The following is a 14402-nucleotide window of genomic DNA, read 5'->3' as shown; positions in this document are numbered from 1 at the left end:
CCCGGTGACCGCGAGGGGGTCACCGGGGCGTCGTGGTTTCCAGCTGTCGTCCGTCGTTCGGGCGGTTACTCCGACGGCGTGGTGTCGCGGCTCACGCCACCGCGGGTGCGGGTCACGACCTTGGGCGCCGGGGTCGAGGCGGTGCCGTTGCTGACGGTCGGCGCCTCGGACTTGGTCGCGGTCATCACCGCGCCCTCGCCGGTGCTCACCACCTCGCGGCGGGCGCCGCGGCGCTGCCGGGTGACCACCTTGGGCTTGGAGTCGACCGGCTCGGCCGCAACCGGCTCGGCAACGATCGGCTCGGTTGCCTCGGGCTCGGTCACCTCGGGCTCGGTCACCTCGGGCTCGACGGCCGGGGCCACGGGAGCGGGCTCCTCCTCGACGACCGGCTCGGTCGCGACCGGCTCGGCTGCAACCGGCTCGGTCGCGGCCGGCGCCGGCTTCGACTCGGTCGAGCTGCCGACGACCGCGGCCAGGACCGGACGACCGGTCGTGGCGGCTCGGCGGGTGCGCGTACGCGTGGTGATCTTCGGGGCCTCGGGCTCGGCCGGGGGCTTCGGCTCGGCCGGAGTCTCGGCGGCCGGGGCCTCGGCGGGCGTCTCGACCGGCGTGGTGGCCGGGGTCGACGCCTTGGACCGACGCGAACGCGTGCGGGTCGTGACCTTGGGAGCCTCGACAGCGGCGGCGTCGGACGCGGCCTCGGCGGGCTCGGCGACCGGGGACTCGGCGACCGGGGACTCGGCGGGGGTCTCGACCGGCTCGGCCACCGGGGCCGACGCCTTGGACCGACGCGATCGCGTACGGGTCGTGACCTTGGGAGCCTCAGCGGGCTCGACGGGGGTCTCGACGGGCTCGACGACCTGGGCAGCCGGCTCGTCGGTCTTCTCCACGCTGTCGCTCTGTCCGGCCATGGCGGCGAACTCGGCGGGCGAGGGCGTCTTGGCGGACTCCTCGGCGGGCTCGGCGCGGTGCTCGGTGCCGACCTCGTCCTTGCCCTTGCCGCGGCCACCACGGCCACCACGACGACGCGAACGCGGCTCGTCGGGGGCGACACCGGAGGACTTGCCGGCCTCGACCGGGTGCTCGTGGATCACCAGGCCACGACCGCCACAGGCGTCGCAGTTCTCGGAGAAGGCCTCGAGCAGACCGGTGCCGATCCGCTTACGGGTCATCTGCACCAGGCCCAGCGAGGTGACCTCGGCGACCTGGTGACGGGTCCGGTCGCGGCCCAGGCACTCGACCAGGCGACGAAGCACCAGGTCACGGTTGGACTCGAGAACCATGTCGATGAAGTCGACGACGATGATGCCGCCGATGTCGCGCAGCCGGAGCTGGCGCACGATCTCCTCGGCCGCCTCGAGGTTGTTCTTGGTGACCGTCTCCTCCAGGTTGCCCCCGGAGCCGGTGAACTTGCCGGTGTTGACGTCGACGACGGTCATCGCCTCGGTGCGGTCGATGATCAGCGAGCCACCCGAGGGCAGCCAGACCTTGCGGTCCAGGCCCTTCGCGATCTGCTCGTCGATGCGGTACGCGGCGAAGGCGTCGGCCTCACCGTCGTACTTCTCCACCCGCTCCTCGAGGTCGGGGGCCACCGACTGGACGTAGTCCTTGACGGTCTCCCACGACGAGTCGCCGGAGATGACCAGCTTGGCGAAGTCCTCGGTGAACAGGTCGCGGACGACCTTGAGGGTCAGGTCGGGCTCGCCGTAGAGCAGCTGCGGGGCGTTGCCACCGGCCTTCTTCTCGATGTCCTCCCAGCGTGCCTTGAGCCGCTCGACGTCGCGCGTGAGCTCCTCCTCGGCGGCGCCCTCGGCGGCGGTGCGTACGATCACGCCGGCCGTGTCGGGGACGATCTCCTTCAGGAGGGTCTTGAGGCGGTTGCGCTCGGTGTCGGGCAGCTTGCGGGAGATGCCGGAGGTGGTGCCGTCGGGCACGTAGACCAGGAAGCGGCCGGCCAGCGAGATCTGCGAGGTCAGGCGGGCGCCCTTGTGACCGATCGGGTCCTTCGTCACCTGGACGAGCACCTTCTGGCCGGAGGTCAGCACCGACTCGATCTTGCGGGGCTGGCCCTCCTTCCAGCCGAGCGAGGCCCAGTTGACCTCACCGGCGTAGAGCACCGCGTTGCGGCCCTTGCCGATGTCGATGAACGCGGCCTCCATGGACGGCAGCACGTTCTGGACACGACCCAGGTAGACGTTGCCGATCAGGCTGGTCTGGCTCTCGCGGGCGACGTAGTGCTCGACGAGCACCTTGTCCTCGAGCACCGCGATCTGGGTGAGATCCTCGCGCTCACGGATCACCATGACCCGCTCGACCGACTCGCGCCGGGCCAGGAACTCGGCCTCGCTCACGATCGGGGCGCGACGACGACCGGCCTCGCGGCCCTCCCGGCGGCGCTGCTTCTTGGCCTCCAGGCGGGTCGAGCCCGACAGCGCGGTGATCTGGTCCTCGCCGGTGCGGCTCTGGCGGACCTTGGTGACGGTGTTCTCCGGGTCGTCCCCGGCGTCGCCGGAGGCCTCGCCGGCCCGGCGGCGACGACGGCGACGGCGCGAGGACGTGCCGCCCTCGCCCTGGTCGGCGTCGGCGTCGGCGTCCTTGCCTGCCTCGTCGCTCTCGGACTCCTCGGACCTGTCCTCGGCGTCGGCCGCGTCGGAGCCGTCGGCGTCGCCGTTGGCACCCTTGCGACGGCGGCGGCCGCCACGGCGGCGACGACGACGGCCGTTGCCGCCACCCTCACCGTCATCGGCAGAGCTCTCGTCGGACTCGTTGCCGGACTCGTTCTCGTTGCCGGCCTCGGTGTCGGTCTCGGACTCGGTGTCGGTGGCCTCGGGCTGCTCCTCGTCGGCGGCCTTCTCCTCGACCGGGGCGGCGCTGCGTACGTTCCGCTTGCGCGTCCGGGTCGGGGCCTCCTCCTTCGCTTCGGCGGCGGGCTCGGCGGCGGGCTCGGCAACCGGCTCAGCGGCCTGCGGCTCGTCCTCGGCGGGAGCCTCGACGACGGGCTTCGGCTCGGCCGTCTTGCGCGTACGCCTGCGGGTGGTCGTCTTGGTCGGCGCCTGGAACAGCACCGCGGGGGCCGGCGGACCGGCCTGCTCGGCCTCGGTCTCCTCGAGGGTCTCCTCGTCGACCTCCTCCGCAGGGGTCTCGACGGCCTCGACGACGGGCTCTACGACAGGCGCGGCGGCCTTCTTGGCGGCCGTCTTCTTCGTGGTGGTCCGCTTGGCGGTGGTCTTCTTCGCCGCCGTCTTCTTGGCCGGAGCCTCGACGGTCTCGGCGGGAGCCTCGGAGGTCTCGCCCTCCGGCGCGGTGGTGGCCTCGGGGGTCTCGACCTCAGCCGGCGCAGGGGCGGCCTTCTTGGTCGTACGCTTCCGGGTCGTCTTCTTCGCCGCCGTCTTCTTGGCGGGGGCCTCGGCGCTCTCGGCAGCCTCGGCGGTCACGTCGGCGGGGGCGTCGGCAGCCTCGGCCGGGGCCGCGGCGGCGGCCTTCTTGGTGGTGCGCTTGCGCGTGGTCTTCTTCGCCGCGGTCTTCTTCGCGGGAGTGGTCTCGCCGGTCGCTTCCGCGTCGGTCGTGGGGGTGTCGGTCACCGGAGCCTGCGCTGTTTCAGCGCCGTTCTCGGTGTTCTCGACAGTGGTCTCGTCGGCCATGCCGTTCTCCTCATCCAGGACCTTCACAGGTGCCGGATAGTCAGGTGCCGGGAAACGGGCGCTGCGCAGTATCTAACTTTTCCACGTAGCAGCCGCGTCGCGGCGCAAAGCTTGTCAGGGCGGCGGCATCCTCCGCAGCGGTGCGTCACAGGCAGCGGTTCGTCACCTGCCGCGGTCGCTCGGCCGTCCGGGACCTTCCCGGGCGAGTCGCTCTCACTGACCTGCTAGGCCTGCGTCGCGGTCTGGTGACGCCCTACCCCTGTGTGCCGGAGTGCGGCCCCGGAGGGCTCACGCCGGCGAGGCGTCGTCGGACTGTCCATTCCTCGGGGCGGGCCCGATTGTTTGAGCAGTCGTCTCGGAGTATCGCATACACCCTGTCAACAGACCGATATCTGGACGCCAACGAAACTCAGGGAAGCTTCGCTTCCTTCATCTGGCGCGACTTGTAGACGTTCACGATCACGACGCCGTCGAGCCATTCGGTGAGCCGTTCGGACTCGGCCGCCAGCGCCTTCCTCCCGGCATCGCCGATGTCGTGGCGCACGATCGGGTGCACCCGGCCGTCCTCGTCCTGCGCCCAGGCCCCCACGATCCGGCCGTCCCACCAGGCGGTGTTGCCGGCGTTGCCGTTGGAGTCGAAGAGGTACGCCACATCCTCGGCGTCCAGGTAGAACCCGCGTTCCTTCCAGCCCATGACGGTGGGGTCGAGAGTGGGCAGCAGCGCGGCCCACGGCTCGATCTCGGGCTCCGGCGAGGTGGCGATCGGGTCGTCCGGAAGCACCCATCCGGTGCCACCGCCCTCGAGCCCTACCTCCACGGCACCGACCGCGGCGAGCGCGGCCCGCACGGCCGTCTTCGTGGACCCGAGCCACCAGACCAGGTCGGCCTCGGTGCCCGGACCGAAGGTCCCGAGCCAGCAGCGGACGAGCTCCGCGTAGCCGTCGGCGGGCGCGAGCGGGGACGGCGCCTCACCGAGCCAGGACTCGGTGAGCGTCCAGGCCGGCTTGTTGAGCCGCCAGTGGCCGACGTTGGTCGCCCGCACGAGCCGGCCCTGCGCGGCGAGGGTGCCGATCACCCAGCGGCCGATCGGGAACTCGCCGCCCCACTTCTTGCCGGGCGTGCCCATCCGGAAGCGGGCGTCGAGCTCCGGCACCAGCTCACGCAGCTGTGTCGTGGTGCGGGGCTCGCCGGCGGCGAGTGCCGCCAGCGTCGCCGCGTACGCCTTCTCGATCCAGCCGTCCTGGTCCTCGTCGATGCCACCCGCGGTCAGCCACTTGTGGAGGTTCTTCTCCTCCTGCGCCGCCACCCGGGCCGAGGCGCTCCCCAGCGCAGCCGGCAACAGGTCACGTGGGAAGGCGAAGAGCGTGCGCCGCATCGCCAGCTGCTTGACCAGGCTTCTGTCCTCGTAGAGCGCGCGCTCGACGTCATCGACCCGGAGATCCCGCACCCGCGCGCGCAGGGCGAGGTGGACGGTCGCGGCCTCGGTCGCGTGCCATGCGGTCATCGCCTGGGTCGCGGCCGCCACGTCGGCGTACCTGTGGGCGGGGGCGAGCCCGTGCCTGCGGGCCAGCCGCGCCCGGCGCTCACGGTCGGTGACCATTCTCATCGGCAGAGCCTCATCGAAGACAGGCTAGTGGAGCGGGTCGCCGATCGTGCCGGAGTCCTCGTCGAAGACTCCCTGGCTGAGCCGGGTCAGGAGCGGCAGCCCGCCGTGCTCGGGGCCCACCTTCAGGCCACCGATGCGCTCCAGGCCGGTGACGACGTCGTCGGGACGTACGGTCGGGGTGCCGTGCCTGAGCAGGAGCTCCAGCCGGGAGCCGCCTTCGCGGGGCGCCGATGCGAGGCGTACGACCGCTCCTCGGGCATCGAACTCGCGCAGACCCTTCTTGGTCATCCGGGAGACGATGACCTCCTCGGCGCCGAGGAACGCCTCGACCGCCGCCGCGGCCTCCTCCGGCGCCGTCGGGAGGTCGATGATCCACTCGCTGCCGGTGAGCAGGTCGGCCAGCGCACCCTTGGGCGAGGTGGCGGTGTCCACGACATCGAGCAGGTCGAGACCGTCGGGCATGACCTCGTCCAGGGCAGCCTTGGTCGCGGCCGGGTCGACCGTCTCGCGCAGTCCCAGCTCGACGTACTCGGCCTCGCTCGCCGCTCCCGTCGGGGCCGCGCCGGCGTAGGAGATCCGCGGGTGCGGGTTGAAGCCCGAGGAGTAGGCCACCGGGATCCGGGCACGCGCGACCGCGCGCTCGAAGGCGCGGCTGAAGTCGCGGTGGCTGGTGAACCGGAGCCGGCCGCGCTTCGCGTAGCGGATGCGGAGACGCTGGACCGGCGGGGCCTGCTGTTCGGGCTGTTGACGCACGAGGTCGATTATGGCGGTCCGCGGGCACGATGACCCATCCGGCGAATGCAAAGCCAACGGAATGTAACGACTCGCATACGAAAAATGGGAGACTCGCGCGGTGAGCCACCACAGAAGCAGGAAGTTCTCGGTACGCCTCAAGGAGCTGTTGCCGATCCTCGCGGTGGTCCTCACGGTCGGCGCCATCGCCGCGCTGACCGTCCTCGCGCCCCGGCTGAACGACTCCAGGCAGGCCTCCGCGGAGGCCTCCTCCTCGCCGAGCACCGAACCCACCGACCCCGGCCCGTCGGCCTCCGCCTCGACGTTGTCCGAGCCGCTACCGAAGTTCAAGACCCTCGACGCGCCGCCGGCGATCGACAAGGCACCGAAGAAGCCGAAGATCGACCCGTGCGCGGTCCCGCGCGAACTGACGGTGATGACCTTCAACATCAAGGGTGGCCGGGTCTCCCCCGGCGAGCTCGGCGGCATCGCGAGCGTGATCCGGGCCTCCGGCGCCGACGTCGTACTCCTCCAGGAGGTCGACCAGAACCGCCGCCGCTCCGGCAACGTCGACCAGCCGGCGATCATCGCCTCGCACCTGGGGATGCAGTCGGTCTTCGGCGCCAACGACTACATCACCGACCGCGGTGGCTACGGCACCGCGATCCTGTCGCGCTTCCCCATTACGGAATCCGGCAACACCCACCTGCCCAACCGCGACGGCAAGGAGCAGCGCGGCGTGCTGCGGGCGAACATCATCGTCGAGGGCCAGCGCCTGGTCGTCTTCAACACCCACCTCGACCACACCTCCGACTCGCTGCGGCAGGCCCAGATCGGCGCGGTCATGTCCAAGGTCAACGCCTACGACGGCGCCAAGCTCCTCGGCGGCGACCTCAACGCCGGCGACGGCTCCGGCGTCCTGGGCACCGCCCTGGCCACACTGTCCGACGCCGGCGCCGCTCTCGGCGCAAGCCACGACGGCGGCGGCCGGGTCGACTACCTGCTCCCCAACTCATGGCTCTCGGCCGGCGACGGCAACGTCACCCCCACCGGCCTCTCCGACCACCACGCGGTCAGCATCGACTTCGCCATGCGCGGTGCCGCGGACTGCTGAGTCAGTAGCGCTCGACGGGCACGGCGCGTTCCGGCGGTTCGTACGCCTCCGGCCAGAAGTCGGTCACCCGGGTGATCCGCCCGTCCGTGATCTCGAGGAACGTCTGCGACTCCCCCGACTCCTCCCCCATCCGCCAGTCGAACCAGACCACGGCGCGCGCATCGTCGGCGATCACCACCTTCGGGGTGAGGTGCCACTCCCCGGGGTAGGTCTGGTTGAACTCGAGGAACGACGCGCGCCCGATGACCAGCTCACGCGTCTGCGGCATGTCGTAGACGACGTCCTCGTCCAGCAGCCTCGCCCAGGCGTCCCAGTCCCTGGCCTCGAGGAGCTCGAGATAGCTGCGACCCAGCGCACTGTTGTCCGTCATGGCCGCAACCTATCGGGGGCTGGGCGACCGCGTGGGACACTTCCCGCCGTGATCGAGTTGCGACCTGCCGTTCTTGCTGACGTCCCCGTGCTGATCGAGCTGTGGGAGGTGGCCGCGGAGAACGACTCGCGGCCGACCGACTCGGCGGCGAAGGTCGAGGCACTGATCGCGCGCGACCCGGATGCCTGCACCGTCGCGGTCACCGCCGAGGGCCGGGTCGTCGGCTCCCTGATCTCCGGCTGGGACGGCTGGCGCGCCCACCTCTACCGCCTGGCGGTCCACCCGGACGTACGCCGCCAGGGGCTCGCCCGCCGCCTGCTCTCCCACGCCGAGGACCGCCTCGTGGGCCTCGGCGCGAGCCGGATCGATGCGATGGTGCTCGAGGGCAACGACCTGGGCCAGTCGCTGTGGAAGAGCTCGGGCTACGAGTCTCAGGCCGAGTGGCGCCGCTGGGTCCGCCCGGTCGGCTGAGCAGTCGTAACTGGTCGCCAAAGAGACCGAGTCGGGTCTACCTTCGGCGGATGGATTTCCTGACCCCCGAAGACCTTCCCGCACCCGCCGGCTACAGCCACGTCGTGATCACCGATCCCGGCGCTCGGCTGATCGTGACCTCGGGTCAGATCGGCATCACCGCCGACGGCACCGTCGAGGCGGGTTGGGAGGCGCAGACCCGGCAGACCTTCATCAACCTCGGCGTAGCCCTGGCCGCAGCCGGCGCCACCTGGGCGGACGTCGTGAAGCTGACCTACTTCGTCGTCTCCACCACCGAGCTGCCGCTGATCCGGTCGGTGCGCGACGAGTTCGTCGACGTCGCCCACCCGCCTGCCAGCTCGCTGGTCCAGGTAGCCGGGCTGTTCCGGCCCGACGTACTCATCGAGGTGGAGGCGACCGCCGCCATCTACTGACGGCTCCAGGATCGAGACGGTCGGTCCCGATCTGGCGGGTCGGTCAGATCAGGTATGCCGACTGTGATTCGCAGGACTCCGAGCCGCCTCAGGACCTAGCCTCTGCGCCATGGATGCCCCACCTCTGGCGGTCGAGCCCCAGGCCGAACAGTCGCAGACACTGGCCTGGATCGCGCTGGCGCTCAACCTCGTGTGGGTCCCTCCGCTCGGAATGGTGATCGGCATCCTGGATACCTTCCTGGGCCTGGCCTGCACGCTCGTCGGCACAACCCTCGCCGTCCTGGTGCTCCTCCGATCACGCCACGGCATCGACCACGGCAGGTTGCCGGCGTGGATCGCCGTGTCGAGCGCCGCAGCGCACCTGACCCTCACCCTTGCCCTCGGCCTGATCCTGGCGGTGACCACCCATCCCATCGACGATCCCGAGTCCCTGGAGACCACGGAGGACGTCGGTTGGCCGCTGCCTCCGGAAGAGCTCGTCACCGGCGACTGCCTGCTGAGCGTCGAGAGACCGACCACCACGCTGTGCAACGAGCCACACCGGGTGGAGGTCGCCGGCACCTACACCCTTTCCGACACGGACCGGTTCGACGACGCCGAGACCGACGCCGACCCGCTCTGCAACCGCTCCGTGGCGGCATACCTCGGCGTCCCCGCGGACGAGGCCGCCTCGCGCTACGGATTCTCGATCTCCGCAGACAAGCCCCACAGGGTCGCCTGCTGGGCCGTCTCCGAGGACGCCATCACCGGCACGATGCGCGCCACCCGCCCCTGACAACCTGCCGGTCCCTGCCGGTCATCGCTCTCCCAGTTCAGCCGATTCACGGACCGCCATAACCCCGCACATGCGCGGTTGTGGGAGCCAAATCGGCGCCGGTCTCGGTAACTTCCACGCACATGCGGGAAAGTGACGGCGGCTTGCCTCATCTGATCAGGTCGACGTCGCCGAGGTGCTCGGTGAATGTTCGTGGGTCTTCGAGCTGCGAACGGGCCTGCCCGGAGTTCGTCTCGTCGTCGTCCTCGGCGATCAGCGCAGCGAGGTCCAGGCGCTCGGGGTTGTGGGCCAGCACGTTCCACCTGACGTCGACCGACCGATCGGACGCCAGCTTGGTGAGCGTCGCCGGTCGCAGACGCCGCGACGCGGCGGCCGCCCCACGCACGCGGGCGATGCGGTCCTCGGCAAGCATCTCGGTGTCCGCCGTGGACATGTGATCGTTCAGGACGGCTGAGGCCCGGACGTAAGGATGCTCGTCACGAGCTAGGCGGGAGAGAATCTCAGGGTCATCCGTCGCATCGGCCAACTGCTGACGCACCTGGCGGGCTGGGTCACGAAGGATCGTCTCGATCTCTGCCGGAGCAAGGTCGCACCGCTGTGCGGCGATCTCTCTGGTATCGACATGCGTCGCCGCCAAGGCGACCCTCACCGCATCCTGGCTGCGATTCTCCGCCGCCGTGAACCGGACCTCCCAACGCGAGTCGTCGACCAGAGCACGCAAGATCTCGGTCGAGACGGCCGGGTTGCGAGCAAGCGCGATGCGTACCTTGACTGCCCGGTCGGCGGCGAGGGCGGCGAGCACGTCGGCCGGAGTGCCCGGATCCGCCGCCTCCGCCGCCCGCGCGGCAACCGTCGCCATCTCAGACGACGCTGAGCGGCAGGAGCTTCTGGCCCGTGGGGCCGATCTGGATCTCGGTGTTCATCTCCGGGCAGACGCCGCAGTCGTAGCACGGGGTCCAGCGGCAGTCCTCGACCTCGATGTCCTCGCCGTCGGCGACCGCGAGGGCGTCCTCCCAGTCGGCCCAGAGCCAGTCCTTGTCGAGGCCGGAGTCGAGGTGGTCCCAGGGGAGGATCTCGTCGTACTCACGCTCGCGGGTGGTGAACCAGTCGAGGTCGACGCCGGTGCCGGCGAGGCCGGTCTCGGCGGCGGTCATCCAGCGGTCGTAGGAGAAGTGCTCCGACCAGCCGTCGAAACGGCCGCCGTCGCGCCAGACCTGCTCGATGATTCGGCCGACGCGACGGTCGCCGCGGGAGAGCAGGCCCTCGACGATGCCGGGCTTGCCGTCGTGGTAGCGGAAGCCGATCGCGCGGCCGAACTTCTTGTCGGAGCGGACCACGTCGCGCAGCTTCTGCAGCCGCTCGTCGGTCGTCTCGTGGTCGAGCTGGGAGGCCCATTGGAAGGGGGTGTGGGGCTTGGGTACGAAGCCACCGATCGAGACGGTGCAGCGGATGTCGTTGCGGCCCGAGACCTCGCGGCCCTTGGCGATGACCTTCTTGGCGAGCTCGGCGATCTGGAGCACGTCCTCGTCGGTCTCGGTCGGCAGGCCGCACATGAAGTAGAGCTTCACCTGGCGCCAGCCGTGGGAGTAGGCGGCACCGACGGTGCGGATCAGGTCCTCCTCGGTGACCATCTTGTTGATCACCTTGCGCATCCGCTCGGAACCGCCCTCGGGGGCGAAGGTCAGACCGGAGCGACGGCCGTTGCGGGAGAACTCGTTGGCCAGGGTGATGTTGAAGGCGTCGACGCGGGTCGAGGGCAGCGAGAGGGACACGTTGGTGCCCTCGTAGCGGTCGGCCAGGCCGGTCGCGACGTCACCGATCTCGGTGTGGTCGGCGGAGGACAGGGACAAGAGCCCGACCTCCTCGAAACCGGACTTCCGGATCCCGTTCTCGACCATGTCACCGATGGTGGTGATCGAGCGCTCGCGCACCGGGCGGGTGATCATCCCGGCCTGGCAGAAGCGGCAGCCACGGGTGCAGCCACGGAAGATCTCCACCGAGAACCGCTCGTGGACGGTCTCGGCCAGCGGCACCAGCGGGTTGCGCGGGTAGGGCCAGGCGTCGAGGTCCATCAGGGTGTGCTTGCGCACCCGCCACGGGATGCCGGGCACGTTGGGCACGACGGCCTCGATCGCCCCGTCGGCGGCGTAGGTCACGTCGTAGAACTTCGGGACGTAGACGGCGCCGGAGACGGCCAGCCGACGCAGCAGCTCGTCGCGGCCGCCGGGGCGACCGTCCTGCTTCCACTCGCGCACGACCTCGGAGATCTTGAGCACGACCTCCTCGCCGTCACCGAGCACGGCGGCGTCGAGGAAGTCGGCGATCGGCTCGGGGTTGAACGCGGCGTGGCCGCCGGCGAGCACGACCGGGTCGTCGTCGCCACGGTCCACCGCGTGCAGCGGGATCTGGGCGAGCGAGAGCGCGTTGAGCATGTTGGTGTAGCCGAGCTCGGTCGAGAACGAGAGCCCGAAGACGTCGAAGGCCTTCACCGGACGGTGCGCGTCGACGGTGAACTGCGGGATCGGCCCCTGCTCGTCGCCCTCGCGCATGATCTTCTCGAGGTCGGGCCACACGGCGTAGGTGCGCTCGGCGGCGATCCAGTCACGCTCGTTGAGCACCTCGTAGAGGATCTGGACACCCTGGTTGGGCAGGCCGACCTCGTAGGCGTCGGGGTACATCAGCGCCCACCGCACCTCGACCTCGTCCCACTCCTTGACGGTCGAGTTGAGCTCCCCACCGACGTACTGGATCGGCTTGGACACCAGCGCCAGGCGCGGCTCCAGCCGAGGGAAGACAGAATCAGGAACGAGGTCGCTCTGGGCGACGGTCACGATGGGCACCTCAAAGCTCGGGAACGATCAACCCCAAGCGTACGCCGCCCCGGCGATGCCCGACCAAACGTCGCGCCGTGGGACACAATGCCGGGCATGGCGCTGAGGACGTGGGCACGAGAGTTCGCCGGAGGGGCAGTGCAGACGACGGTCGCGAATCTGAATGCCCGTCACCCCTGGAGCCACAACGACCACTTCCACAGCTGGGTCCTGGCGAACCTGCCGACGCAGCGTCGCGGAGCACTGGACGTCGGCTGCGGACGCGGCGAGCTCGTGGCGGCGCTGTCGCCGAGGTTCACCGCGGTCCACGGCACCGATCGGGACGGGGCCATGCGGGGGCAGGCGGCGACGCGTTGCGCGGGGCTGTCCAACGTCACCATCCACGACGGCACCTGGATCGAGGGTCGTGGCCCGGTCGACCTGGTGACCATGGTCGCGGTCCTGCATCATCTCGACGTCGCCGACGCGCTCCGGGAGGTGCGCCGCACCCTCGAGCCGGGCGGACGGTTCCTGGCCGTCGGGCTCGCTCCCCCGCAGAGCGCGACGGATCACCTGTGGGACCTCGCCTCCGCGGTGACCAACCCGATGATCGGGTACGTCAAGCATCCGTGGCCCAGCGGTGACGGCGTTCCGGCACCGCCGGTCCCCGTCAAGGATCCGACGATGCCCTTCGAGGACCTGCGAGCGATCCTCACCGATGTCATGCCCGGCGCCTCGATCCGGCACCGCCTCGGCTTCCGGCACACCATCGCGTGGACCAAGCCGTCGTAGCGGAGCGGAAATAGGTGCTGGGGCCGCCCCTCCCGGACGGCCCCAGCACCCTGAGCTCAGAGCCGGTGGCTCAGAACAGCGTGGTGAGCAGCAGGTTCGGGGAACCGGTGCCCGGGTTGGTGACCACGTCGGGGGTGGCGGCGCCGGTCAGGCCCGTGGCGACGTCGGCCGGGGTGGCCGAGGGGTTCGCCTCGAGGAAGAGCGCGGCGGCGCCGGCGACATGGGGGGTCGCCATCGACGTACCGGAGATGGTGTTGGTCGAGCCGTCGTTCCAGGCCGAGGTGATGTCGACGCCGGGGGCGAAGATGTCGAGGCACTCACCGGTGTTGGAGAAGTCCGCGGCGGCGTCGGTGTCGTCGGTGGCACCGACGGTGATCGCCTCCGGAACAGCCGCCGGCGAGGAACCGCAGGCGTCCGAGCTCTCGTTGCCGGCCGCGACGGCGTAGGTCACGCCGTCGGCGATCGAGGCCTGGACGGCCGCGTCGAGAGCGGCGTCGTTGCCGCCACCGAGCGACATGTTGGCGACGGCCGGGCCGTCGGTGTGGTTCTCGGTGACCCACTCGATGCCCGCGACGACACCCTCGGTGGTGCCGGAGCCGTTGTCGTCGAGGACGCGGACCGGGACGATCGTGGCCTCCTTGGCCAGGCCGTAGGTGGTGCCGGCGACGGTGCCCGCGACGTGGGTGCCGTGGCCGTTGCCGTCGGTCGGGTCGGTGTCGCCGTCGACGGCGTCGAAGCCCTCACCGATACGACCGCTGAACTCGGAGTGGTCGGTCGCGACGCCGGTGTCGATGATGTAGGCGGTCACACCCGCGCCGGTCTGCTCGTAGTGGTAGTTCGAGTCGAGGGGCAGCGCGGCCTGGTCGACGCGGTCCAGACCCCAGGTCGGGTCAGCCTGGTCACCCGAGGTGGTGTAGCGGTGGTTGGCCTGCACGTAGGCGACGTCCGGGTTGGAGCGGACCTCGGCGAGCGCCTCCTTGTCGAGCGAGGCGGAGAAGCCGTTGAACGCGGTGTTGTAGACCTCCCGTACGTCTCCACCGGCGTCGCGGGCGTCGCTGCGCACCGACTTGGCCTCGGACTTGGCCACGTCGCTGCGGCCCTGCTTCTCCATCACGACGATGTACTGGCCCTCGATCGCGGTCGAGGCGTCCGCGCCGCGCAGCGGCGCCGGACTGTCGGCGGCACCGGCCGGGACGGCGAAGGCGATCGCCGAGGCTGCTGCTCCGACGGCTACGGCGGAGATGACCGCCGGCGCCTTGATGGCACGGTTCTTCATGGTTCGGTTCACGAACTGACTCCCGTCATCATGCGGCCCTGTGGGGCCACGGTGAACGCCCTGCGCCCTCCCTGCGGCCGCAGCCCGAAGCGTTCGGCCAACCACGTAATCACGTTACGTGGTGCTCGTAACGACCCAACTCTTCGCATTGCAGCAACGTGCAGATACCCATGGTGAACACCTGTAAACAGCCCATAAACAGGGCATGAAAAAAGTCCTGACAACAGCAGACCGGGGGGGGGGGGGGGGGGGGGGGGGCCCCCCCCGGGGGGGGGGGGGGGGGGGGGGCCCCCCCCCAAACAACCCCCGGGGCCCCCCCCCCCCCCCCCCGGAGCGGGACTTGCGGGTATCAGAGGTCCAGCTCGGCGAGCCTGTCAGAGA

General features: G+C 70.5%; 12 protein-coding genes. 5 read left to right on the top strand and 7 right to left on the bottom strand.

The window, feature by feature from the left end:
- Window positions 1-65: 65 nt before the first annotated feature.
- The 3 genes from ACIRON_RS27490 to ACIRON_RS27480 form a co-directional block, all read right to left on the bottom strand.
- A complete protein-coding gene (locus tag ACIRON_RS27490) occupies window positions 66-3641 on the bottom strand; it encodes an Rne/Rng family ribonuclease (RefSeq protein ID WP_402997569.1) in 3576 nt (1191 codons plus the stop codon).
- A gap of 409 nt (window positions 3642-4050) precedes the next feature.
- The gene (locus tag ACIRON_RS27485) at window positions 4051-5247 is read right to left on the bottom strand and encodes a winged helix DNA-binding domain-containing protein (RefSeq protein ID WP_402997566.1); all 1197 of its coding nucleotides are present in this window, start codon (window positions 5245-5247) and stop codon (window positions 4051-4053) included.
- Window positions 5248-5271: 24 nt separating this feature from the next.
- Window positions 5272-6000 carry a TIGR03936 family radical SAM-associated protein gene (locus tag ACIRON_RS27480; protein ID WP_091049324.1) on the bottom strand — a complete coding sequence of 243 codons (729 nt, stop codon included), beginning with the start codon at window positions 5998-6000 and terminating at the stop codon, window positions 5272-5274.
- 100 nt (window positions 6001-6100) lie between these two features.
- On the opposite strand from ACIRON_RS27480, the gene ACIRON_RS27475 reads away from it, so the two are divergent.
- Complete coding sequence (locus ACIRON_RS27475; protein ID WP_402997562.1) at window positions 6101-7093, top strand: endonuclease/exonuclease/phosphatase family protein; 993 nt, start codon at window positions 6101-6103, stop codon at window positions 7091-7093.
- Between the two features lies 1 nt (window position 7094).
- Here ACIRON_RS27475 and ACIRON_RS27470 read toward each other — a convergent pair whose 3' ends face one another.
- Window positions 7095-7463, bottom strand: a complete 369-nt coding sequence (locus ACIRON_RS27470; protein WP_402997559.1) for a nuclear transport factor 2 family protein — start codon at window positions 7461-7463, stop codon at window positions 7095-7097.
- A gap of 48 nt (window positions 7464-7511) precedes the next feature.
- Between ACIRON_RS27470 and ACIRON_RS27465 the strand changes: the two genes are divergently transcribed.
- The 3 genes from ACIRON_RS27465 to ACIRON_RS27455 all read left to right on the top strand — a co-directional run bounded on the left by ACIRON_RS27465 (window position 7512) and on the right by ACIRON_RS27455 (window position 9143).
- On the top strand, window positions 7512-7934 hold the full coding sequence (locus ACIRON_RS27465) for a GNAT family N-acetyltransferase (protein WP_402997556.1): 423 nt from the start codon (window positions 7512-7514) through the stop codon (window positions 7932-7934).
- Window positions 7935-7984: 50 nt separating this feature from the next.
- On the top strand, window positions 7985-8368 hold the full coding sequence (locus ACIRON_RS27460; protein ID WP_402997553.1) for a RidA family protein: 384 nt from the start codon (window positions 7985-7987) through the stop codon (window positions 8366-8368).
- 109 nt (window positions 8369-8477) lie between these two features.
- Window positions 8478-9143 (top strand): septum formation family protein, encoded by a 666-nt coding sequence (locus ACIRON_RS27455; RefSeq protein ID WP_402997550.1) that lies wholly within the window; start codon window positions 8478-8480, stop codon window positions 9141-9143.
- 148 nt (window positions 9144-9291) lie between these two features.
- Here the strand turns inward: ACIRON_RS27455 and ACIRON_RS27450 are convergent, their stop codons facing one another.
- Window positions 9292-10002, bottom strand: a complete 711-nt coding sequence (locus ACIRON_RS27450; protein WP_402997547.1) for a hypothetical protein — start codon at window positions 10000-10002, stop codon at window positions 9292-9294.
- A gap of 1 nt (window position 10003) precedes the next feature.
- Window positions 10004-11974: a TIGR03960 family B12-binding radical SAM protein gene (locus ACIRON_RS27445; protein WP_402997544.1), complete on the bottom strand. Its 1971-nt coding sequence runs from the start codon at window positions 11972-11974 to the stop codon at window positions 10004-10006.
- A 96-nt stretch (window positions 11975-12070) separates the two neighbouring features.
- Between ACIRON_RS27445 and ACIRON_RS27440 the strand changes: the two genes are divergently transcribed.
- Complete coding sequence (locus ACIRON_RS27440) at window positions 12071-12745, top strand: class I SAM-dependent methyltransferase (RefSeq protein ID WP_402997541.1); 675 nt, start codon at window positions 12071-12073, stop codon at window positions 12743-12745.
- 70 nt (window positions 12746-12815) lie between these two features.
- On the opposite strand, the gene ACIRON_RS27435 is transcribed toward ACIRON_RS27440, so the two are convergent.
- Window positions 12816-14033, bottom strand: a complete 1218-nt coding sequence (locus ACIRON_RS27435; RefSeq protein WP_402997538.1) for a S8 family peptidase — start codon at window positions 14031-14033, stop codon at window positions 12816-12818.
- Between the last annotated feature and the right edge of the window lie 369 nt (window positions 14034-14402).

Origin of the sequence: Nocardioides sp. NPDC101246, from assembly GCF_044767415.1 — a bacterium.
Classification (GTDB): domain Bacteria; phylum Actinomycetota; class Actinomycetes; order Propionibacteriales; family Nocardioidaceae; genus Nocardioides.
Note: the sequence above shows the minus strand (reverse complement) of the source record. Positions and strands in the feature narration are given on the sequence as shown.